The organism is Streptomyces sp. NPDC051136, from assembly GCF_044455745.1.
GTDB lineage: Bacteria > Actinomycetota > Actinomycetes > Streptomycetales > Streptomycetaceae > Streptomyces.
The window spans coordinates 923,051-944,619 of record NZ_JBITFE010000001.1; the positions used below are offsets into that span (position 1 = coordinate 923,051).

The window sequence follows — 21,569 nt, forward strand, 5'->3', positions numbered from 1 at the left end:
GTCAGTCTGCGGTACCAGATGAAGGCGCAGGCAGCAGGCTGTCGAACACAACCAGATGAGATGGCCTCTAGCCGTCGACCTCGTACCGCCCGATCTCAAGGAAGTGGCGCAGTGCTTCCGGAGTGCCGTCGTCCAGGGCCGCGCTCGCCGCCGCGCGCAGGGCGTCGCCGCTGTCGGGGTTGCCGAGTATGCGGAAGATGGCGACGCGGTCGTCCTCGGCCTGTGCGAGGCGGTAGCCGGTTTCGAGCCAGGCCCGCATCTCTTCGGGGTTGTCGTTGTCGAGGAGTTGGTTGATCTCCTGGGTCACGCGTCGGCCGCTGTCGGGGTTGCCGAGTATGCGGAAGATGGCGACGCGGTCGTCCTCCGCCTGTGCGAGGCGGTAGCCGGTCTCCAACCAGGCCCGCATCTCCTCCACAGTGCCATTGTCGAGGAGTTCGTTGGCCTCACGTGTCACGCGTCGGCCGCTGTCGGGGTCGGCGAGAATCCTGGCGATGGCCACGCGCAGGTCATCGGTGTCCGCCTCGTCGTAGGCGAAGCCCGCGTCCGCCACCACCGCGGCGGTCGACGGCGCCGCGTCGGCGGCGAGGGAGGATGAGGAGAGCAACAGGGCCGGTGCGAGGGCACCGGCGGCCAGAGCGAGCGTCGCGTGAGCCAGCCTCATGAAGTCAACCACCTTGTGTCGTAGCCGCGTCGTGCTGTCGTCGCATCGTCTCAAGACGCGGCGGAACGAATCACTGCAGAAACCATGCAGTCTCAACGGGTTCTTCCTTGCCGACTGTCCGCGCAGCACGGCGCGTGCCGACGCTGCCCGCCTGCGCCTGTCTGGACTGCCTCTCGGTCCGATCCGAAGGAACTACGGCCTCATGACCCCGCTCGCGGGCACCCTGCTGCAGATACCAACGGAACCCTGCACGCTGTCAGTGTGACCGGCGGCACCGGTCACCACATCAGCCAACTCCTGTCGTAACGAGTCGAGTTCCATGCCCAGGTGCTGCAGCGAAGGCCCCGAGTCCCTGGCCAGAACACGAACCAGCCGAGGACATCGTGACCCCGTCCGCCCGCCCCGTCGCCTACTCGTCCGCTGCCCAGGGATCGGAGCGCAATTCCGCGACGCTACGCCGGTTGCGGATCCGCGGCGGCCCATCCGCCGCCGTGCCCACCGCGACCATGGAGACGATTGCCCAGCCCGGGTTGGGGTCAAGCTCTTTGGTGAGCCCTTCCAGGTCGAAGGCCCGGAACTGGTGCGCGGCGAGTCCCATGGCCTGGGCCTGAACAGTCATGTGGGCGATGGCCTGGCCGAGGTCGTAGTCAGCGAACTCGGAGTAGCTCAACTGTGTGCCATCGACGTATCGGCGCGTCAGCGCGACGACGAGCAGGCCCGCATCCGTCGCCCAGGAGGCCGAGCTCGGCGCAAGGTAGGGCAGTACCCGGTCATGCTCCGGATCACCGGGCCTAGCTGTGAAGAAGCCCCACGGCTGGGAGTTCCCTGCCGACGGCGCCCACCGCGCGGCTTCCAGCAGCAGTCCGAGGGCATGGTCGTCGACCAACCCCGACCGGTCGAACCGGTAAGGGCTGAAGCGCTTGGCAAGCAGCGGGTGTATGTCGTCGTACGACGCCTGAGGATGATGCACGTTCCGCTGCAACCGGCGACCGTGGGCGCGTATTCCGGTCAGTGCGAGCACGGACACCGTGCTCCAGGATGCGCTCAATGCGCCGCTGTCATGTTCGATGATGGTGGCGGGGCGTCTGGTCGTTCTGCCCACGTCGTCTCGGGTGGCTGGGCGCCGATTCTTCGAGCCGGACGGGCGCCCGGCGCCGGGGCCGGGCCGGTTGGCTTCGGCCCATGGGGCCGGACAGGGCAGGTTGGGGCGGAGGTTTCTGAACTCCCGGCGGACCTTGACCGGGGTGAGCCGGCCCGCCTGGCTCGGCCGGCTTCTCCCACGGACGGCGGCAGCGTACTTCCCCCACGCCCTTCGTAGTGGTCAGCTCCTTCTTGGCCAGAGCGCAGGATCAGACAGAGGCCGTGTCCACATCCGCCCGAGAACAGCAAGGTCCGCTACCGCGGGCTCACTGCGCTGTACGACCCGGTCAGGGGGCAGCTTCTGCACGCTGCACTTGGCCGACAAAGAGCATTCCAGTGACCCGACCTCAGACTAAAGGTTGTCCCGTAACCACGGCCCATCCCCGCGGGGCGGGGCACTCCGCGCTCCCGGGGCTACCCGAAGATGAGCTCGGCGTCCTTGTCCACGCAGAACCGCAGGACGGTGATCAACTGCCTGACGTCTTCGATGCGCCGTCGGATGACAGGGTCGCTGTCGTCAGACTGCTGCTGGTAGAGAATCGTTTCCAGACGGGGCAGCAAGGCCGCGCATTGAGCTGACGTCAGGTCGGGGCCGTCGTCGTCTGGATGGTTGAGCAGTGGCGCCAGCGTGGTGGAGACACTGCGCCACTGGCGCTCTCCGCCGAACCCGTTCATTTCGGTGAGGGTGAACCCCTCGGCCTGAGCCAACCACTTCCTGAACATGCTGAAGCCGGTGTATGACCAGGAGACGTCCGGACTCGCCACGTCGTCGTCGCCCGGGAAGAGCATCAGTCCCACCTTGTCCCCCTTGGTTGTTCGTAGCTCAGGATCGCCATGAGGAAGGGTGCCGGCAACTGAAATGATCTCCGGATGGCCGGTGTGATCACGGCGTCGGAGCCGTCCTGGATAGCCCCGTTCACCGGGCTGAGACCACGCTGTTTCGGCAAGCTGGTGACGGCTGTGCGCCGCGAGACTGCGGCCAAAGAGCACCGCGGACGCCCCTGGGGGCTGCCGCTGGAGGACCGCATCCTGCTGGTCGTCGCGTATTGGCGCACGAACTTGACGATGCGCCAGCTCGCTCCGCTGTTCGGCATCTCGAAGTCGGCGGCCGACCGGATCATCGTCCACCTCGGGCCCCAGCTCGCGCTCCAGCCGCGCAAGCGTTTCGCGAAGGACACGGTGCTCATCGTGGACGGCACCCTGGTCCCCACCCGGGATCGCACGATCGCCGAGCAGTCGAAGAACTACCGCTACTCCACAGCCCACCAGGTCGTCATCGACGCCGACACCCGGCTGGTCGTCGTGGTCGGCCGTCCTTTGCCCGGCAACCGGCACGACTCCCGCGGCTGGGAGGAATCCGGTGCCAAGGACGCCGTCGGCAAGACCGTGACCATCGCCGACGGCGGCTACCAGGGCACCGGCCTGGTCATCCCGCACCGCAGGTCCAAGAGCGAGGGTCTGCCTGCTTGGAAGGAAGAACACAACCGCTCGCACAAGCGCGTCCGGGCCCGCGTCGAGCACGCCTTCGCCCGCATGAAGAGCTGGAAGATCCTGCGCGACTGCCGCCTCAAGGGCGACGGCATCCACTACGCCACGCTCGGCATCGCTCGCCTGCACAACCTCAACCTCGCTGGATGACAGGTGAGTTCATGCAGCGGTCGACCATGTCAAAACCGACCTCGAGATCAGTTACGGGACAGCCTTTAAAAGGATAACCTGACACATGATCAAGCCACGCCGCTGGCGTCGGGGGCTCTTGGCTGTCAGCCTCCTGCCTGTAACCGCCATGACCGCCTCACAAGCTGCCCTAGTACTCGCGCCAGAGGCTCCTGGTGCAGGGTGTACGTTCGAGTGGGTTGACGCCGCCACGGTGCCCCCGGCGCTGTTGGAACACCTCAGTTCGCCACAGCCGTTCGCCGACTACTTGCGCGAGCACGCCACGGACCCACAACCCACCGCCCGTCCGGGCGAGTCCTCACTCACCAGCGAGCCGGACGACCTCAGCATCGAATGCTCCTCGTCCACCAACACGGATGACGCCAACGCGACCACCGGCCGGGACACGAGCCATGGACGGTGATCCCCGGCACCAGGTGCTCGCCTTCGACCTGCCTCGGTTGCCCTGGACACAGGTGCCGCGCCAGTGTCGGGTGGATTCGCTGGCGAGTCGTGGTGGAAACGCAGCGGCGCCAACGAAGAAGAAGCACGGGGACGTCGGGGGGCCGTCACCGTTCATGCGGTCATCGACGCCCACCGCAGAGAGAGGCCAGGCCAAGTGAACTCCAAGAACACCAGCTAGGTGCCGATCTCAGCGATCAAATCGACGCGATCGCACAGGCCCTGCGCCACCGCCCTCGTCTCATCGACAGCATCCGCCAGCGGGTGACCAGCACAGAGAGAGCGATACGGATGTCTCCTAGCACCAGTCGGCCCACAGCCGTCATCATCGGAGCCAGCGCGACTGGCTTGTTTGCTGCCGCCGCTCTCACCGAGTTCGCCGATGTTGTCATCGTCGAGCGTGACCTTCTGCCAGAGGGCCCGGCGGCACGCCGTGGCACGCCGCAGGCCAGGCATGCACACCTCGTCTGGAGTGGAGGGGTACACGCCATCAACGACCTCCTACCCGGCAGTGTCGAGGAGGTCGTCGCCCGCGGCGGACGTCTGGCTCACATCATGGCCGACATGGTCTCTCGTGCGCCCAACGAGGTCTGGTTCAGGCGCTTCCTTGCAACTCACCACCGCAACCTCGTATGCTCCCGCAACCTGCTGGACAGCGTCCTTCATGGACACGTTCTCGCAGACAAGCGCGTCACCTTACGACAGAACACCATCGCGTTAGGCCTGGAAGGCGATGCCGCTCACATCACCGCAGTCCGGGTCCGCAACGGCGACGAATACTCGACGCTGTCGGCCGACCTGATCATCGACGCTTCGGGGCGCGGATCCCGCACGCCCCCAATGGCTTGACACGATGGGCCTTCGCCGAGCTACTGAACGGCAGGTCGACGCCGGCGTCACCTACGCAACTCGAGTCTTCCGTGCCCCGCATGCAGCCGAGGACATCGCCTTCCCACTCATAAACGTCCAAGCCAACCCAGCCAAGGCACCAGGCCAGGGCGGCATCATCTTGCCCGTCGAGAACGGCCAATGGATCGTCACCCTCGCCGGCACTCGCGGCGGCGAGCCCAGCAGTGATCCCGAAGCCTTCATCGACTTCGCGCTCGGCCTGGGCCACCCCATCATCGGTGAACTTCTCAAGAACGCCGAACCCCTTGGTGACGTCGCCACCACCCACTCCACTGCCAACCATCGTCGCTACTACGAAAAGATCAAGTCGTGGCCTGACGGATTCGTCGTCCTCGGTGATGCCATCGCTAGCTATAACCCCGTGTACGGCCACGGTCTCACTGTTGCGGCACAATGTGCTCTCGCCATGCGCGCCATCCTACGAACCACAGACTTGACGGCTATCGGTACCGCACAACGTATCCAGCGTGCCGCTGCCCGCCCCGTCAGCGCCGCTTGGGACCTCGCAGTGGGGCAGGACGCTCTTTATCCTGGTGCCACTGATATCCCACTTACCAGGGTGGAAAGACTGCTCGCCCGGTACGTTGACCGTGCTGTCGAGACTGGTGCCACCAACCCTCGCGCCATGGGCGCCTTGCTGGACGCAATGAGCCTGGAGAGGCCACCGACCCGACTGTTCTCGCCCGCCATGATCATCCCAATGCTCTTCGGCCCGAAGAAGCCCCAACTGCAAGGGCCACCCCTGAGCGAGGCAGAGCGAAAGGCCGCCGCTTCCTGACCCACTCCCTATGGGAAACGGTGGAGTAGCTCGCGCCCGGTCATGTGCGCAGCCGAATCGAGGTGCTGATCGAGTCACAGCCCCACCCGTGGCTTCGTTGATCGCCAAGACAGCGTTTGTCGACGGTGTTCGGCTTGGCTGGTGATCACCCGGTTGTTCCCAGGCGGGACCAGGTCGGCACCGCCTCAGCGATCACACGTGATGGCCGACGGGAGCGGCGTCCGCTCCGTCCACCGTGTCCCGATTGCGGACAGCTGCTTCACCCTCTCCGGAGGCAACGTCTTCACCCAGCCGCGCTGGTTGCCGATCCACGACCCGAGCCTGTGCACGTTCCCTGCTGGGCACGGCGGGACCTTTGCTTGTCGAAGCGTGAGGAGCCCGTACCCAGGCGCTCGGTAAATGCGTTTGCGCCGCCGGCCGGCTGACCTATCGTGTGGGAGGTCGTGTGCGGCGGGTCCCCTGCCGTACCAGTCGGCGCGTTCGGCGTCGATGTGTACCGCGTGCCCGGCCGGGAGGAGGTGGGAAACATGGACTGGAACTGGACAACGAGTGTTGCGGCCATAGTTGCCCCCGGCCGTGTGCCCCCGTTCGGCGCGCGGTAGGACTCTCCCTCTGCGGCACCTCATGTGGTGTCCGCTGCTCTCGCGATCCCTTGTGTCGCGTCCCGGGTGTAGGACCGCGCGTCTGCTCCTACACCTCCGACACAGAATGTGATCGCCTTGACCAAGCAGTCCTCTTCCGGGGACACCGTGCCCACGCCGGTGCCCCACACCACAGCGAACGCGGCCGAGTTGCCCGATCCGAAGCGGTGGTGGGCCCTAGCCGTCATCGCAGGCGCCCAGCTCATGGTGATTCTCGACGGCACGATCGTGAACATCGCCTTGCCCTCCGTCCAGAACGGACTGGGCATGTCGGACGCGAACCGGCAGTGGGTGATCACCGCGTACTCCTTGGCCTTCGGCGGCCTGCTCCTCCTCGGCGGCCGGATCGCCGACCTGGTCGGCCGCAAACGCACCTTCATGATCGGTCTGGTCGGATTCGCCGCCGCCTCGGCCATCGGCGGTGCGGCCGACGGCCCCGGAACGCTGTTGGCGGCACGGGCCCTTCAAGGGGCCTGCGCGGCCGTCCTGGCCCCCTCTGCGCTGGCGCTGCTGACGACGACGTTCACCGACCCCGCCGAGCGCGGCAGAGCGTTCGGGATCTACGGCGCGCTCGCCGGGGGCGGCAGCGCCGTCGGCCTGCTGGTCGGCGGCCTGCTCACCGAGTACGCGACCTGGCGCTGGTGCCTGTACGTCAACGTCCCCATCGCGCTGGCCGCCCTGGGGGGCGCGCTGGCCCTCTTCAAGGACAGCCCCGGTCAGCGCGGGGTGCGCCTCGACGTCCCCGGCGCGCTGCTCGCCTCCGGCGGGCTCGTGGCGATCGTGTACGGCTCCAGTGACGCCGCATCCGTCGGGTGGGCCGATCCGTTGGTCCTGACCCTGTTCGCAGCCGGCGTGGTCCTGCTCTCCGTCTTCGTCCGGTGGCAGTCCCACGCCGAGCATCCGATGCTGCCGCTGCACATCGTCAGGGACAGAACCCGTGCGGCGGCGCTCGCGACGATGGGCCTGGCCACCGTCGCCATGTTCGGTGCCTTCCTGTTCCTGACCTACTACCTCCAGGACATCCTCGACTACTCACCCGTACGGACCGGCCTGGCGTTCCTTCCGATGTCCGTCACGATCGTCATCGGTGCCACGCAGATCGCCGCCCGGCTCCTGCCCCACACCGCCCCCCGAAACCTGATGGCCCCCGGCATGCTCCTCGCGGCCGTCGGCATGCTGCTCCTGACCCGCCTGAGTGTGAACTCTGCCTACACCACCGGCGTACTGCCCGCGCTGGTGCTGCTCGGCCTGGGCATGGGGCTGACGTTCATGCCGGTCTACGCGACGGCGACCGCCGGGGTCGCTCCGAAGGACGCCGGAGTGACGTCCGCGACCGTCTCCACCTTCCAGCAGATCGGCGGCTCCCTGGGCACCGTCCTGCTGAACACGATCGTGTCGTCCGCCGCGACCCGCTACATCGACGCCGACCCGTCCCGGAGCCGGGATCTGGGGGCGGGAATGGTGCACGGTTTCACCGTCGCGGCCTGGTGGTCGGCGGCCGTCCTGCTCCTTGCGGCGCTGGCCGCGGCCATGGCCAAGATCCCTGAGAAGCCCTGACCAAGAGGTCTCCGAGGTCGATGGACCACTCGATCTGCGCAACCTCACTGCGAAAATCCGCGCCGACGTCGGAGACCGCTACGACAGTGCGGACCAGCTGGCGCAGCTCGGTGCGCGCCGCCGGTAACCGAGGGGGGCGGTCGTCCAGCAGGGGTGCCACCACAGCCGTACGGGCAGGCGCAGCCGGGGCCGTGGGCCGTGCAGGGCTGTGGTGTCGCCGGGGGAGGGGAGTGAGTGCTTGGTAGGGGGCGGTTCCAGGCGGTATGCGCCTGCATCAGGCATTGGGTCATGGGTTCGAAGTTTGTGTGGCGTGGGGGACACCGGCGGGAGCTGGGGCGGGGGCGCCGGTGTCATGCCTGGGGTAGCAGGGGGAAGGAGAATGCGTGACTGAGGGAGGCTGTTGTGGAGCGTGATCGGATCGGACTGGCTGAGGTGCTGGCCGCGGCGGAGGATGCCGCACCGGTGCGCTCCCTCGATGTGGTGGCGCACAATCTGCGCGAACGCTTCGGGGCACGCTATGCGTCGTTCCTGTTCCTCGACGTCGTCGGCCGGCGCCTGCTGAGGGTCCACGAGGAGAAGGCGACACCACAGGAACGCGGCGCCGATCAGGTTCCCCTGGACGGCAGTGCCTACGACGAGGTCCTGCGCACCCAGAAACCGGTGGTGGCACCTGAGGACGGACGTGGCCAGCGGGTGCTTGCCCCGGTCACCAATCGCGGCGACGCCATCGGGGTGCTGGAGCTCTACCTCCCCCTCGTCACCGAGGACCTACTGGAACAGGTGACTGAGGCCGCGCACGCACTGGCATACGTCATCGTCACCGACCGCCGCTTCACCGACCTCTACCACTGGGGCAACCGCACTGCCACGGTCACCCTGGCCGCGGAGATCCAGCGCCAGCTCCTGCCCTCGGCACCCTCCTGCGAGGCTGCCGAGTTCACTCTCGCCGGCGCCCTGGTCCCAGCGTCCGACATCGCCGGCGACACCTACGACTACAGCCTCGACGAGAACACCCTGCACCTGTCCATCACCGACGCCATGGGCCACGACGTCGACGCCTCCCTCATCGCCACTCTCGCGGTCAACGCCTCCCGTGGCGCCCGCCGCGCCGGCACCGATCTTGCCGAACAGGCCCGCCAGGCCCATCAGGCCCTTCTCGACCACGGCCGCAGCACATTCGCCACCGGCCAGCTGCTGCGCATCGCCCTGGACGGTACCGGCGCCCAGCTCGTCAATGCGGGCCACCCCTGGCCCCTGCGGCTGCGCGACGGCGCCGTCGAGGCAGTCGAACTGCATGTGAACCTTCCCTTCGGCGTCGCCGCCCAGGGCGCCTACCGGGTGCAAGACCTCGACCTGCGCCCCGGTGACCGCCTCCTGCTCTACACCGACGGTGTGCAAGAAAGACAGGCGCAGGCTGTCGACCTGCCCGCTCTCCTGCGCGACACCGCTGCCGAGCACCCCCGGGAGACAGTGCGCGCCATGGTCAACGCGGTCACCGAAGCATGCGAAGGCCACGTGAGAGACGACGCCACCGTCCTGTGCCTGGACTGGCACGGCCCCCGCCCTCACGGCCGCAGCGCCGACATCGGCACCTGATCTGTCCGCGTGCCTGAGCCATCGCATCGACGGCACACACGCCAAACCCAGTCTCCCGGGCTTCCTGCTGTGCGGCGCTGTCGCTGCCCGCGAGAGTCCCGGTTGTCCTGGGTGTTGCGGCGGAGACCGATCACGTATCTGCTCAGCGGCCGCAACGGCTTCGACCGGTCTACCAGGGTCGGATCGGGCGGACCCCCGTGCGCCGCCCCGCATTGTTCAGCAGGTGTCCCATTCGTTTCACCGTACGGATGCCGACGACGCGCTCGGTGATGCTCAGGGCGGGCAGTTGGGCGCAGGCCGCTGTCTCGCGCTGCTGGACCGCGCCCATGTCGCGCAGCCAGAAGGTGGCGAGCACGTTGTCGCTTCCGGTGACCGCTGCGAGCAACCGGCATTCGGTCAGCGTCGCGAGGGTGCGGTGCAGACGGTTGACGTCATGGGCCGGGGCGCGGCCGCGGAAGGTGACGGACACGGGCAGGCCGGACACGACGGGAGCCACGTCACAGCGGAACCCCACGATGCCACTGGCGGTGAGGCGGTGCAGGCGCCTGCGCACGGTGGCGGCACTGGTCCCGGTGAGATCGGCCAAGTCCGTGAACCGTGTCCGCCCATCCCGCACCAGCGCGTACAGCAGGGCACGGTCAAGCGTGTTCAGGTCGCCGAGGGACCCGCCCGCCAGGTCGGCCGTCCCGGGCCGGCCGAGTACGGAGAGCTGGGCGGCGTCCAGCGAGCCGAGCCTCCATCGGGAGCCCTCGGTGTACAGGGACGTGGCGAAGACGCACTCGAGGCCGAGGACGTCGGGCAGGGCGGCCAGCTGCTCGTGCACGAAGCGGTGCACGCTTGCGAGGTCGGATGCCAGCACGTCCAGCATGAGGTCGGCGCGGCCAGGGGCAAGCAGTTCGACCGTCGCCGCCTCCGGCAGCTCCGCGATCCGCGCGGCCAGTCGCTCCCGCGCCGCCGGCGCACAACGAAGGAACACGAAGGCAGTGCAGCCGCCGTGCGAGAAGGCCGGTCCGGGCACCGCCGACACCCAAGCCAGCCCCTCCTCGGCGAGGCGCTCCCAGCGGCGGGCGAGGGTCACCGACGTCACGCCCAGCAGGGGCGCCAGATCCGTCCAGGCAGCCCGCGGGCGGACCTGGAGGGCGTGCACGAGAGCGAGATCCAACTCGCTCACCGCGACCGAATCCAACACGCTGACCCCTCTGGCTGCCGGTTCTCTTCCCTTTTCGCGCCTCGTTGGCCCTGCGGTCGCACTCTAGCCACCTCGTCGTATTCCAGCCAGGGACAAGAAGGTGGGGCCATGACGAACGTCATCAGCCGGGGCCGGGGGCTGATCACAGCGATGATCGTGATCGTGGTGTGCAGCGGTGTCGTCCAGGGGTATCTCACTCCACTGCTGCCGGTCGTCGGTGCGCACGTCGGGATCGGCGGCGTGGGGCAGAACAATCTGTACCTGCTGTCGCAGATCGCCTTCACCGTGCTGACGCCGTTGCTGTCCCGCTGGGGCGACATGTGGGGTCACCGGCTGCTGCTGCTGGTGGCCGTGACGGCGGTTGCCGTCGGGTCACTGCTGATCGCGGCGCGACCCACCACGGTCACGCTCGCGGTCGGCATGGTGCTGCAGAGCGCCGTGGTCGGCTTCTTCCCACTGCTCGCGGGCATCCTCCGCTCGCGTTCACCCGAACACGGCCGGGTCGGCATGTCGGTGCTGGTCGGCGCGCTGCTCTTGTCCATCGGCGCCGGAGGCTTCGCGGCCGGCACCCTCAGCGACGAACACGCCCTCGCCGGGCTGTGGACCGCGGTCCCATTCGGCGCCCTCGCGCTGGGCGCCGCGCTTGCCCTGCCGACGAGTACGGCTCCCCGCGCGGGCCGCTTCAACGTGCCCGCCGCGCTGCTGCTCACCGGCGGGCTCGGCGCGCTGATGCTCGTGCTCACCGAAGGCCAGTCCTGGGGCTGGACATCAGGCTCGTCACTGCTGGCGGTCGCAGCGGCGCTGATACTGATCGTCGCCTGGGTGCTGGTCGAACAGCGTTCGGCGCATCCGCTGGTGAACCTCGGGATGCTGCGCGATCCCCGGCTCGCGGCGGTCAGCGCGCACACGTTCTGCATCGCCTTCGGTGCCATCGGGTTCCTCGGCGCCAACGCGGTCTACCTGGGCACCGAACCGGACGGCGACGGATTCGGGCTCGGGCTCGGCGCCCAGGCCATCTCCCTGGTGTCCCTCGCCATGGTCGCCGTCGGCTTCCTGGGCTCCACGCTCACGCCGAGGCTGTCCCGGCTGATCGGTGACCGCGCCGTGCTCGTGGCCGGTGGCTGCGCCGGTGCGGTCGGCTTCCTGAGCCTCGTCCTCTTCCATTCGTCCGTGCCGCAGTACGTGGCGGGTGCGCTGGTGGTCGGGCTCGCCACCGGCATGTTCGAGGCCGCCACCCGGGCCCTGTCGGTCGAGGTGGTCGACGAGGCGGAGACCGCACTGTCCGTCGGCGTCAACGAGATGGCACTCTCGCTCGGCGCGGCGCTCGGCGCGGCCGTGATCGGCGCCCTGTGGTCCTCCCACACCACCGCCCAGGGTACGGTCACCGGCGCGGGTTACCAGTGGGCGTGGACCGCGTGCGCGGTGACCGCGCTCGGTGGGGCGGCGGTCGGCCTGGTTTTCCGGACACCCGCCGACGCCCCGGTGTCCGGAGCCGCCGTCCCGCACACCGGGAGGACGGCATGACCGGCCACGTCCGGCAGTTCCGGGACCGCGCGCTCACCGAGGCCGCCGACGCGGTACGGGCCCACGAACGCGACCTGGTCGCGCTGAGCCACAGCCTGCACGCGGAGCCCGAGACGGCCATGCGCGAGCACAAGTCGGCCGCCAAGATCACCTCCCTCGCCGCGGCCACCGGCTTCACGGTCACCCGCGGGGTAGCCGACCTGCCGACGGCCTTCGTCGCCACCCATGGCAGTGGCGAGCTGGTCGTGGCCCTGTGCGCCGAGTACGACGCGTTGCCCGGCATCGGACACGCCTGCGGGCACAACGTCAACGGCGCCGCCTCCGTCGGCGCCGCCCTCGGTCTCGCCGCCGTCGCCGACGCGCTCGGGATCACCGTGAAGCTCATCGGGACCCCCGCCGAGGAGGACATCGGCGGCAAGGCGCTCCTGCTGGACGCCGGTGTCTTCGACGACGTGGCCGCCGCCTTCATGGTCCACGCCGCACCCGAGGATTCCGTGGGCGCCTCCTCTCTCGCCGTCGGCGCCTGGGACGTCACCTACACGGGCAAGCCTTCCCATGCCGCGCTCGCGCCCTGGGAAGGCGTCAACGCCCTGGACGCGATCACCCTCGCCCACACCGCCGTGGGCCTGCTGCGCCAGCAGCTGCCCCCGGGCGTCCTGGTCCACGACGTCGTCTTCGAGGCCGGCCGCGCGGTCAACGTCATTCCCGAAACGGCGCGCGCCCGCTACGAACTGCGCGCTCGCACCATGGAAGACCTCGTCCACGCCCGCCGCCGGGTCCGGGCATGCCTGGAGGCCGCAGCCCTGGCCACCGGCGCCGAGCTGGAACTCGCCGAGCACGGCGCCGACTTCGCCGACCTGAGGCAGGACGCGTTCCTCACCGCCGCCTACACCCGCGCTGCCCGATCCCTCGGCCGCGACCCCGTAAGCCGCCAGGGCGAGGTCATTGCTTCCACAGACATGGGCAACGTCTCCCACGTCCTGCCCGCACTCCACCCGACCATCGGCTACGACACCGAGGGCGCCCTCCACCACACCGCACCCTTCGCCCGCTACGGCAACTCTCCGGGAGCCGACCGCGCCGTGCTCGATGCCGCGATCGCCCTCGCCCACGTCGGTGTCGACCTGGCAACGGACCCGGCTCAGCGCAGACGCTGCCTCGACCTGCTCGCCGACCGGCGAACAGCGACTGCTTCCCTGGAGTCGGCGCCTGTGCGCACAGGACGAGTTCCGTAACACGGCCGTAGCGGCCGGCGGACAGATGAGCCGGAGGTTACCCGTCCAGGAGCGGCGGCACAGCTCGCTCGGGAGTTCTGCCACGGCGAGCGCGGACAGACGACGCAGCGCTGACAGATCACGCAGGCGTACTGGCTGGGGCGTTAAGAACAAGCGGTCGGCTCGGCCCGGCCTTCATCGCCGCCTTGCTCTGCACGTCCCGCCAGGCTCAATGTCTAATCGCGCATCTGCGGGTAAAGGGCCCAGTCGCGGCGGTCACCTGAGCCCGCACGAGGCCTCCCGCCTACTGGGCCTGCGTCGCGATCTGGATCAGGTTCCCGCAGGTGTCGTCGAAGACGGCGGTGGTGACAGGGCCTGCTTCCAAGGGCTCCTGGGTGAAGCGAACCCCGGCGTCCCGCAGGCGCTCGTACTCCGCCACCACATCGTCGACGGCGAACTGGGCGAGCGGAATACCGTCCCTGACGAGCGCGTCGCGGTAGGGCTTGACGGCCGGGTGGCCTGCGGGCTCCAGGAGGAGCTCGGTACCGCTGGGCGCGTCGGGCGCGACGACGGTCAGCCACCGGTCCTCGCCGCCCAGCGGGACGTCGTGCTTCTTCACGAAGCCGAGGATCTTGGTGTAGAAGTCCAGGGCCTTGGTCTGGTCGTCGACGAAGATGCTGGTCATACGGATCTGCATGGGGCTCTTCTCCTGTCCGGAGGTGTCGGGCACGGGCCATCGTTCGGCTATCTGCCGCAACGGAGCCGTGTTCAGGTCGTGGAACTTGTAGCGGCCCTCCCGCCTGGTCTCGACGAGGCCGGCCGTCTCCAGCACGGCGAGATGCTGGGAGACCGCCTGGCGTGAGATGCCGAGCCGGTGCTTCATGCTCAGCCGCGCGCAGATCTCGAACAGCGTCTGCCCGGACTTTTCCGCGATCACGTCGAGGATGGTGCGGCGGGTGGGGTCGGCCAAGGCTTTGAAAAGGTCGTCGGCCACCGCCACAGAATAGGCAAGTGGTGACTTGCCTATCAAGTCGAGGGCGGCACGCTGCGCAAAAAGTCGTCCGTCAGGACTCGACCGCGAGATACGTCAGGACGACCAGAGCACGCAGGAGGCCGGCGGCGCGGGTGGGACCGGTACGCGGTTTAGCCAGGACCCGCCAGTTCCTGGAGCGAGCCGGCTCGGGTTTCGAAGAGGAGGGAACGCGCCCCGCCCTGCGCTCGCGGGCGTTCTCCGGTCGCCGGATAATTGATACGGGCGGCATGCCTGCGCGCCGCGCCCGGGCGAGCAGGGGCGCCCCCCTTCTGACCCGACCGATTTGGAGACCGCGTCATGCGTTCCCGACGGGACCCGCTGACTCCTCTCGCAGCAGTGACGGCCGGCCTGCTGGCCGGGGCAGTGGGAACGGTGTGTCTGGATGCCGTCCATTACCTCAAGTACCGCCGCTCAGGCGGAACGGACAGCCCGCTCGCCTGGGAATTCGCGTCGGTCGACAGCTGGGAGAAGGCCCCCGATCCGGGACAGGTGGCGAAGCGGGTCATCGAAGGGTTCACCCAGCGTCGGCTCCCAGACAGTTCCGCTTGGCTCACCAGCACCGTCACTCACTGGGCATACGGCTCCATGGTGGGCGCCGCCTACGGCATCGTGGCCGGGTCACTGCCCAGAACTTCTCCCGTCTCCGGCGTGTTGCTGGGGGCCGCAGTGTTCGCCGGTGACTACGTCACCCTGCCGATCGCAGGGCTCTACCAGCCGATCTGGCGGTACGACACAAAGGTCCTGGCCTGGGATCTCGGCGCACACGTCGCCTACGGCACCGGCACCGCCATCACCTTCTGGCTACTGACCCGACTCGGCACCGGATGCTCGACGCAGTCGTCGCTCCGGATGAGGCCGTCCGGCTCGTGCAGATGAGGCCGTCGGAGTCACCGGTATCGATCAGCTCCAGCACCTCAACCCTGTGCCCGATGCCGGTCTCGGCCCGGGGCCAGGAAGCTGCCGGTGCACAGTGCTGGAGGAAGGTGCATCCTGGAACACAACTGTTCTGGCCATTGCGGACCGGTGGTGGCGAAGCGAGCCGGCCACGGAGCCGACCAACGCCGAAGCGTCGGCAGGCAGTGGGCCTCTCGAACCAGGGAGCAGATCATGCCGTCCCTACACTTCCACGTGAACTCCTCGATGAGCCCGGACGAGGTGATGGGCGTCCTGACGAACTTCAGCCCGTCCCGTCTCCAGGAATGGTCGTCCATCGATGCCGAGCACTTCCAGGTGCACGAGCGTGGTGACACCTGGGCGGAGGTGACCGAGGGGAACGAGAAGTCCTGGGAGCGCGCACGCTACGAGTGGGACCCCTCGGCGAAGAGGGTCACGGTCACCACTCGCGACTCGGTGCCCTTCGGCTCGGGAGGCTGGCAGTTCCAGATGACCCCCTCGGAGAACGGCACCCGCGTCGACGTGAGACTCGAACGGCACCCCACCTCCTTGAAGTCGAAGGTGATGTCCTCGGTCATTCCCTTCGCCGGGCCGGTGTTCCGTAAGGCCTTCAGGGAACCTCTGCACACCACGTAGTCTCACGTTCGCTGAAGACGTACCCTTGTCCGATGTCTGCGACGGGAGCCGGCCCATGACCACGGCGAAAGACCTGTTCATGATCGCCATGGGCCCGGACAACTCCGTGGGACAGGGCGATCTGTCCCTCGCACTCGCGGGAGCCGAGCTGATCGATCTCATCGGTGCGGGAGCCGTCGCTCTCGACAGTGACCGCATCGTGCCGAACAGTCCGCCGCCGCTCGACGACCGGTTTCTGGGCGAGGCCGCGGCAGGGCTCACTCGGCAGCTGCCCTACGAGCGGGTCGAGGACTGGCTGTGGCGTCGAGGGCGGGACCTTTCAGCCGCCTACCAGGCTGCCCTGGAGCAGAGCGGTGAGCTGACACCGCAGCGAAACAGCCGACTGCCCATCGGCTCGAAAAGCCTGAAAGCGGCTGACACACCCGCCCGCCGCCGCGCGGCCGACCGCTGGAAAGACAGGGAACCCACCCTGACCGCCCTCGCCGCGGCTGTGGGCATCGGCGACGAGCGGTCCGGTGAGGGAACCGTCCTCGACGACGAAGCCGTGACGAGTGTGGTGGCCGCCGTGCACGACGCGGTGATGGAACTGGAGGCCGTGCGCCAGAGGCGGACCATCGAGAACCAGGCCTTCGCCAACCTCTGGCGCGGGCCATAGAGCGGATCCCGGTGCCGGGAACTCACCGAGGCCGGGAACCCTGGGCCAGGTGGCGCAGGCCCGAGCGGGGCGTCGACGACGTGTTCCCACGCGGTGATCCGGCGTCCGAACACGCGTTGAGCCACGCGACGCGGCATGAAGCGCTCCATGAACCTCACTGTCCGGCCGCGCCCTTCCCCTGGTGACTGCCGCTTGCGCCGCAACCGCCGTCAGCGCAGTGACTGCACGGCGTAGAGGGCACCGAGGGCGGTGGCCAGGGCGCCGAGCAGGAGACGCAGTGCCGTTTCGGGCAGCCGAGGTTGCAGGCGTGCCCCGAGGTAGCCGCCGATCAGTCCGCCGAGGCCGCAGACCAGACCGAGATACCAGTCAGGGGCGATGTCACCGGAGCCCGTCAGGGACAGCAGCGCGAAGGCCGCGGCCCCGGTCACGGAGGTGACGAACGTGGCGGCGAGGGCGGCTGGCGCCACGCGGGCCACGGGCATACCCCGGCCGACCAGTAGGGGGCCGAGGACGGATCCGCCGCCGATCCCGTAGATCCCGCCGACGACCCCGACGACGAGGGCCAGTCCGGTGATGGTCCGGGGCGAGGGTTCCGCAGCGGCGGCCGGCCGGGCGCGTCCTAGGGTGCGCCCGATGAGCCACAGGCCCAGTGGCATCAGCAGAGCGGCGACCAGCAGGCGGAAGACGGTGGCCCCGGGGACGGCGAAGACCCGTATCACGGCGCCGATGACCACCCCGGGCAGAGTACCGATCACCAGGCGTCGCGTCAGCCGGCCGTACAGCAGGCCCTCGCGGTGGTGGCGCAGCAGGGCGCCGGGCCCGGCCACCACGTTGAACAGCAGATTGGTAGGTGTGACCGCCGGGCTGGGTACACCGAGGACGCTCAACTGCACCGGCAGCAGGAACATCGCACCCGACACCCCCACCGGCGCGGTCACCACTGCTATGAGCAGGCCGACCGCCAGCCCGGCCGGCCCGGTCGACCATGTCACGGCAGACCTCCGATTCACATGTCCCATCTGTGTCGCCGCCGTGGTCGCCCTGCCGACCCGCAGGGCTGCTGAGCACTCCGGCGCGAGGGACCATCCTGGCAGCGGGTCGATCGGCTCAGGCATCGGCCGGAGCGCGGAATCGATGGCCGGAATCGGCCTCCCGGAACGTCCTCGCCTCCCGATCAGGCGGGCCATCCTGCGCACCCCCGTCCGACGCAGTCAAGGCTTCCCTGGCAACTCCATAGGCCAAGCAGGGAAGACCTCACACTCTGAGAGGTCGGCCGTCCACCGGAGGCGTTGCCGTCTCAGCCTCGGTGGCGCTCAGGGCACGCAGGAGGGCGCGGGCGACCGCGTCGTTCTGACGGAAGGCCGGCGCGTTGGTGCGGGGGCGGGCGAAGGCGGCGACGGCCCGGCTGTTGGTGGGGGCGCCGAGGGCGATGCGGCGGGGGTGAGGGCTGTCGAGGGACGGGTCGATGAGGTGGCCGTCCGTGGGGGAGACGGCGAGCAGGCCGGAGCGGTGGGTGTGGGTGGGGTCGGCGATGACCTCCTCGGCGAGTGCGCCTTCCCGGTACAGGCGCCGCAGGAGTGGATCCTCGGTGTGGGCCAGGGAGGGGCCCGGCAGGTACGCCTCGATCAGGGCCGTGGCGTGGGTGGTGTGGCCGGGGACGGTGGCGCTGGTCGCGGTGAAGGCGCCGCTGGTCTCGTCGGTGGCGACGCGGATGTCCGCCCCCAGGAAGTGGACGATGCCGGCCCGGGACAGCGCGAGGAGCTGGCGCAGGCGGAAGCCGGGCGGGCCGGAGGCGAGGAAGCTGAAGAAGCCGTGCCACCAGCCGTCGAGGCCGTCGGCGACCGAGCGGGCGGTGAGACGACCGGAGGCGACGAGGCGGGGCAGTTGGCCGTAGGTGGAGAGCAGGGCCAGGAACGCGCCGAGGTCGGCGCTGAACTCCGGGTTCTCGCGGCGGGTGACGTCCTGGGCGATGTGGTCGCGCAGGTGCTCCTGGAAGGCGTCCGGTGCGGGGAAGGCGAGGCCGTCCAGCGGGTGGTCCAGGGCTTCGAAGTCGAGCCTGTCCGCCGGGTCGGGTACGGCCGTGGCGACGAGGGCGGCCATCTCGTCGCCGTACCAGTCCAGGCGGTCGTAGGCGGCGACGAAGTCGGGCCAGGGGAGGGCGGTGCGCTCCGGGTGGGCGTGGAACAGCTCGTGGTAGTGGCCGAAGCCGATCTCCTTGGCCATCAGCGGCCACACGTCGCGCCGCAGGTCCAGCGGGCGGTCCTCGGCGAGCAGGGCGTCGACCGCCTCGGGGCCGAAGTGGCGCGGCAGCGCAGGGCGGGGGCCCCGGAGGCGGTAGCGGGTCTTGGAGTGGTACGGCACTCCGCGCCGCGATCCGACGTGCAGGACGGGCTCGCGGCCGGACGCGAGGTAGGTGAGGGTGCCGTCGGCCTCGGTGCGGTAACTGCCGCCGCGGCCCTCGGTGAGCAGGGTCATCAGGTCGATGAACGCCAGGCCGAAGCCGCGCAGGATGACGTGTTCGCCGGGCCGCAGTGCGGACAGGTCCGCGTCGGCGGAGAACTCGGGCGGGAGGTGGAAGCGGCCGTGCCGGCGGGCGAAGGCGGCGTGGTCACGGTACTCGGCGGCGGGAGTGGAGCCGAGGTGTCCCTGGGCGAGGACGACCAGGTCGGCGGTGAGCGGAGTGGCACGGTCGGCGAGGTGCACCTGCTGCGGGCCGACCGGGGGGCCGGTGACGGCGGTCGCGGTGGCGGGGTGCCACTCGACCGTGACGGCGGGCGGCAGCTGGGCCAGCGCCCTGCGGAACGCCCAGTCCAGGTAGGCGCTCTGGGCGCGGCGGGTGGGGAAGTCGGACCCGTCGAGGTCGCGCAGTTCGGCGAGCACCTCCGGGTCGGAGGGCTCGGCGTACGGGGCGTGTTGCGGGCCCCTGCCGGAGAACTGGGCGGCCCACTCGGCGAGCGAGGGGCCCGGCTGTACCGGGCCGTCGATGGTGGACGACTCGTCGGTGAACATGGTGACGTCCTCGGCCATGGAGTTCATCCGCAGCAGCGCGGGCTGCTCGTGGCGCCAGACGCGGCCCGGGCCAGGCGGGTGCGGATCCACCAGGTGAACGTGCAACTTCCGTGAACCGTCCCACAGTTCGGGTGCGTTGGCGGCGATGCGGTCCAGCAGGCCCGTGGCGCGCGGCCCCGCGCCGACAACGACCAGGACGGCCGGCGAAGGGGTGCTGCTCACCGGTCACCGCCGATCACCGGCCGGGCGTCGGCGGCGGTCGCCGCGCTCAGCCGGTGGCGCACGGCGGTCAGCTGGCCGCGCAGCCGTTGCAGCGGGGTCGGCGGCAGGGCTCGGGAGTTCCCGCGCGCGTAGTACCGCTCGACGTAGAACTGGCCCGCGCTCAGCACCGTGGTGACCGCGATGTACCACAGGGTGGCGACCATCAGCAGCGGGATGACCTGGTAGGTCTGGTTGTAAATCAGCTGCACCGAGTACAGCAGGTCGTGCACGGCCAGCACGCTGACGATACTGGTGCCCTTCAGTGTGCCGATCAGCATGTTCCCGGCCGTGGGCACGATCGAGCGCATCGCCTGCGGCACCACGATCCGGCGCAGGGTGCGGCGTCTGCTCAGCCCCAGTGCCTGGGCGGCCTCCGTCTGCCCGGAGTCCACGGAGAGGATGCCGCCGCGCACCACCTCGGCGGCATAGGCGGTCTCGTGCAGGGTCAGGCCGATGACGGCGGTGAGGGTGGGTCCGAGCAGATTGACCGTCTTGACGGTGACGAACTGCGGGCCGAACGGGATGCCGAGGCCCAGCGTCGGATACAGGGCGCCGATGTTGAACCAGAACAGCAGCTGCACCAGCAGTGGCGTGGACCGGAAGATCCACACGTAGCCCCAACCCAGGGTCCGCAGAACCGGGTTGGCGGAAAGCCGCATCACCGCCAGCACCGTGCCGAGCAGGAAGCCGAGCACCATCACCACGGCCGTCAGCCACAGGGAGAGCAGCAGTCCGTCGAGCACGGCGGCGGTGGTGAAGTACCGGCCCACCACGCTCCATTGGAAGGCGTCGTTGCGGACGACGGAGTTGAGCACCATCGCGAACAGCAGAACCGCGACGGCGGCGGTCAGCCACCGGCCGCCGTGCCGGCGCGGCACGATGCGCGGCATGTCGGGGCCAGGAGTACTCGCCTGTTTCGGGGGTTTCGTCACAGGGGCCGGCGTGACTTCGGAAGGCGTGACCATCGGGAGACTCTCCGGGGGAGGGGATCGCAGGCGTGGGTGGCAGCCCGGTGGCACGCGCAGGGAGCGCAACGGCACAGGGGCGTTGCGTGCGTACGGTGCGGCCGGGGCACGGCGTCGTCACACTCGGCGCGTCCCTCAACGCGGCCGGGGAAGCCACCGCGCGGGGCGGGGCCGATCCGCCGTCGATCGTATGCGCCCGTGGCGTCGCTGTGTCAATAGCGTCCTGGGAGGCGTCGGTCCAGGCGGCCCGGCATCCGGGCGCCGCTTGACGAGCGCTGCGATGTACTGCTCAATTAGTCGCATGAATGCCCAGCAGCGCTTGGTCTCGCGCGATCACATCGACTTCGGTCGGGTGTGGTCCGCAGCGTGTTGCGCCTGACTCGGCAGCGGGCCGTCTGACCGGCCCTTCCCTCCCTCGGTGACCCCGTCGCGGGCCGAGTTCTCTCCTGACGCGCGCTGCCGCAGCTCCGCTTCTCCCGACGCTCGACGTCGTCACGCCTGCACCGGCCCGTCTGCCTGACGGTCTGTGTGCTCATCCCCGCACGCAAGGCGATTTCCTCATGCCTGCGTGTCGCCGCGCCCTGAAAGGCCATCTCCATGCCAGTGGAGTTCCTCGGCATCGCCGCCGCCTACGACGGCTCCGATACCCCCCGGCGCTCCTGCGCCGCGTTCGACAAGGAGTACACGCTCCGGCTCGCCCGGGCGCCGGAGGACCACGGCTGGGACCGGGTGTTGTTCGCCTACGGCTCCGGAGGCGCGGGCAACTCCAACGCCCCGTTCGGCACGCAA

Annotated in this window: 16 protein-coding genes and 4 pseudogenes; 10 read left to right on the top strand and 10 right to left on the bottom strand. The window is 69.3% G+C overall.

The genetic code is table 11. The features are described 5' to 3' along the window. Nucleotides 1-67: 67 nt before the first annotated feature. From ACIBCJ_RS04075 to ACIBCJ_RS04090, 4 genes and pseudogenes are all read right to left on the bottom strand, one after another. Nucleotides 68-661 carry an ALF repeat-containing protein gene (locus tag ACIBCJ_RS04075; protein ID WP_365978561.1) on the bottom strand — a complete coding sequence of 198 codons (594 nt, stop codon included), beginning with the start codon at nt 659-661 and terminating at the stop codon, nt 68-70. Between the two features lie 409 nt (nt 662-1,070). Further along, nucleotides 1,071-1,631 carry a nitroreductase family protein gene (locus ACIBCJ_RS04080; protein ID WP_365978914.1) on the bottom strand — a complete coding sequence of 187 codons (561 nt, stop codon included), beginning with the start codon at nt 1,629-1,631 and terminating at the stop codon, nt 1,071-1,073. Nucleotides 1,632-1,718: 87 nt separating this feature from the next. Next, nucleotides 1,719-1,950 (bottom strand): annotated as a pseudogene (locus ACIBCJ_RS04085) (transposase); the annotation flags it as partial. 265 nt (nt 1,951-2,215) lie between these two features. Beyond that, entirely contained in the window at nt 2,216-2,590 is a 375-nt protein-coding gene (locus ACIBCJ_RS04090; protein WP_399281862.1) for a hypothetical protein, read from the bottom strand. Between the two features lie 81 nt (nt 2,591-2,671). Here ACIBCJ_RS04090 and ACIBCJ_RS04095 point away from each other — a divergent pair, with 81 nt between their 5' ends. From ACIBCJ_RS04095 to ACIBCJ_RS04110, 4 genes and pseudogenes are all read left to right on the top strand, one after another. Next, on the top strand, nt 2,672-3,439 hold the full coding sequence (locus ACIBCJ_RS04095) for a transposase (protein WP_365978559.1): 768 nt from the start codon (nt 2,672-2,674) through the stop codon (nt 3,437-3,439). Nucleotides 3,440-4,210: 771 nt separating this feature from the next. Next, nucleotides 4,211-5,606: pseudogene (locus ACIBCJ_RS04100) on the top strand (NAD(P)/FAD-dependent oxidoreductase). A 719-nt stretch (nt 5,607-6,325) separates the two neighbouring features. Beyond that, complete coding sequence (locus ACIBCJ_RS04105; protein ID WP_399281748.1) at nt 6,326-7,804, top strand: MFS transporter; 1,479 nt, start codon at nt 6,326-6,328, stop codon at nt 7,802-7,804. Nucleotides 7,805-8,206: 402 nt separating this feature from the next. Then, entirely contained in the window at nt 8,207-9,400 is a 1,194-nt protein-coding gene (locus ACIBCJ_RS04110) for a PP2C family protein-serine/threonine phosphatase (RefSeq protein ID WP_365978558.1), read from the top strand. Nucleotides 9,401-9,569: 169 nt separating this feature from the next. On the opposite strand, the gene ACIBCJ_RS04115 is transcribed toward ACIBCJ_RS04110, so the two are convergent. Beyond that, nucleotides 9,570-10,589 carry an Lrp/AsnC family transcriptional regulator gene (locus ACIBCJ_RS04115; RefSeq protein WP_365978557.1) on the bottom strand — a complete coding sequence of 340 codons (1,020 nt, stop codon included), beginning with the start codon at nt 10,587-10,589 and terminating at the stop codon, nt 9,570-9,572. Between the two features lie 108 nt (nt 10,590-10,697). Here ACIBCJ_RS04115 and ACIBCJ_RS04120 point away from each other — a divergent pair, with 108 nt between their 5' ends. Together ACIBCJ_RS04120 and ACIBCJ_RS04125 are read left to right on the top strand one after the other, a co-directional pair. Then, nucleotides 10,698-12,113: an MFS transporter gene (locus ACIBCJ_RS04120; RefSeq protein WP_365978556.1), complete on the top strand. Its 1,416-nt coding sequence runs from the start codon at nt 10,698-10,700 to the stop codon at nt 12,111-12,113. Further along, complete coding sequence (locus ACIBCJ_RS04125) at nt 12,110-13,348, top strand: amidohydrolase (RefSeq protein ID WP_365978555.1); 1,239 nt, start codon at nt 12,110-12,112, stop codon at nt 13,346-13,348. Before ACIBCJ_RS04120 ends, ACIBCJ_RS04125 begins: the two co-directional genes overlap by 4 nt. Nucleotides 13,349-13,631: 283 nt before the next feature. Here ACIBCJ_RS04125 and ACIBCJ_RS04130 read toward each other — a convergent pair whose 3' ends face one another. Further along, nucleotides 13,632-14,024, bottom strand: coding sequence for a VOC family protein (locus tag ACIBCJ_RS04130; protein WP_365978912.1), 393 nt, complete (start codon nt 14,022-14,024; stop codon nt 13,632-13,634). Between the two features lie 3 nt (nt 14,025-14,027). After that, a pseudogene (locus ACIBCJ_RS04135) lies at nt 14,028-14,321 on the bottom strand (ArsR/SmtB family transcription factor); the annotation flags it as partial. A gap of 375 nt (nt 14,322-14,696) precedes the next feature. Between ACIBCJ_RS04135 and ACIBCJ_RS04140 the strand changes: the two are divergent. The 3 genes from ACIBCJ_RS04140 (at nt 14,697) to ACIBCJ_RS04150 (ending at nt 16,545) form a co-directional block, all read left to right on the top strand. Continuing rightward, nucleotides 14,697-15,236: a hypothetical protein gene (locus ACIBCJ_RS04140; RefSeq protein ID WP_365978554.1), complete on the top strand. Its 540-nt coding sequence runs from the start codon at nt 14,697-14,699 to the stop codon at nt 15,234-15,236. Between the two features lie 231 nt (nt 15,237-15,467). Beyond that, nucleotides 15,468-15,890, top strand: coding sequence for a hypothetical protein (locus tag ACIBCJ_RS04145; protein ID WP_365978553.1), 423 nt, complete (start codon nt 15,468-15,470; stop codon nt 15,888-15,890). Nucleotides 15,891-15,945: 55 nt separating this feature from the next. Continuing rightward, the gene (locus ACIBCJ_RS04150; RefSeq protein ID WP_365978552.1) at nt 15,946-16,545 is read left to right on the top strand and encodes a GPP34 family phosphoprotein; all 600 of its coding nucleotides are present in this window, start codon (nt 15,946-15,948) and stop codon (nt 16,543-16,545) included. A 209-nt stretch (nt 16,546-16,754) separates the two neighbouring features. On the opposite strand, the gene ACIBCJ_RS04155 is transcribed toward ACIBCJ_RS04150, so the two are convergent. The 3 genes from ACIBCJ_RS04155 to ACIBCJ_RS04165 all read right to left on the bottom strand — a co-directional run bounded on the left by ACIBCJ_RS04155 (nt 16,755) and on the right by ACIBCJ_RS04165 (nt 20,780). Further along, nucleotides 16,755-17,537 (bottom strand): sulfite exporter TauE/SafE family protein, encoded by a 783-nt coding sequence (locus tag ACIBCJ_RS04155; RefSeq protein WP_365978551.1) that lies wholly within the window; start codon nt 17,535-17,537, stop codon nt 16,755-16,757. 262 nt (nt 17,538-17,799) lie between these two features. Then, entirely contained in the window at nt 17,800-19,776 is a 1,977-nt protein-coding gene (locus tag ACIBCJ_RS04160) for an FAD/NAD(P)-binding protein (protein ID WP_365978550.1), read from the bottom strand. Then, nucleotides 19,773-20,780: an amino acid ABC transporter permease gene (locus ACIBCJ_RS04165; protein WP_365978549.1), complete on the bottom strand. Its 1,008-nt coding sequence runs from the start codon at nt 20,778-20,780 to the stop codon at nt 19,773-19,775. Before ACIBCJ_RS04165 ends, ACIBCJ_RS04160 begins: the two co-directional genes overlap by 4 nt. A gap of 597 nt (nt 20,781-21,377) precedes the next feature. On the opposite strand from ACIBCJ_RS04165, the pseudogene ACIBCJ_RS04170 reads away from it, so the two are divergent. Further along, nucleotides 21,378-21,533: pseudogene (locus ACIBCJ_RS04170) on the top strand (alkanesulfonate monooxygenase); the annotation flags it as partial. Nucleotides 21,534-21,569: the final 36 nt, after the last annotated feature.

Excerpts from the sequence above, each read along its gene's own strand:
- ACIBCJ_RS04145 (WP_365978553.1), top strand. The coding sequence starts at position 15,468 with ATGCCGTCCCTACACTTCCACGTGAACTCCTCGATGAGCCCGGACGAG.
- ACIBCJ_RS04130 (WP_365978912.1), bottom strand. The coding sequence starts at position 14,024 with ATGCAGATCCGTATGACCAGCATCTTCGTCGACGACCAGACCAAGGCC.
- ACIBCJ_RS04125 (WP_365978555.1), top strand. The coding sequence starts at position 12,110 with ATGACCGGCCACGTCCGGCAGTTCCGGGACCGCGCGCTCACCGAGGCC.
- ACIBCJ_RS04095 (WP_365978559.1), top strand. The coding sequence starts at position 2,672 with ATGGCCGGTGTGATCACGGCGTCGGAGCCGTCCTGGATAGCCCCGTTC.
- ACIBCJ_RS04120 (WP_365978556.1), top strand. The coding sequence starts at position 10,698 with ATGACGAACGTCATCAGCCGGGGCCGGGGGCTGATCACAGCGATGATC.
- ACIBCJ_RS04090 (WP_399281862.1), bottom strand. The coding sequence starts at position 2,590 with ATGCTCTTCCCGGGCGACGACGACGTGGCGAGTCCGGACGTCTCCTGG.
- ACIBCJ_RS04165 (WP_365978549.1), bottom strand. The coding sequence starts at position 20,780 with ATGGTCACGCCTTCCGAAGTCACGCCGGCCCCTGTGACGAAACCCCCG.
- ACIBCJ_RS04075 (WP_365978561.1), bottom strand. The coding sequence starts at position 661 with ATGAGGCTGGCTCACGCGACGCTCGCTCTGGCCGCCGGTGCCCTCGCA.
- ACIBCJ_RS04150 (WP_365978552.1), top strand. The coding sequence starts at position 15,946 with ATGACCACGGCGAAAGACCTGTTCATGATCGCCATGGGCCCGGACAAC.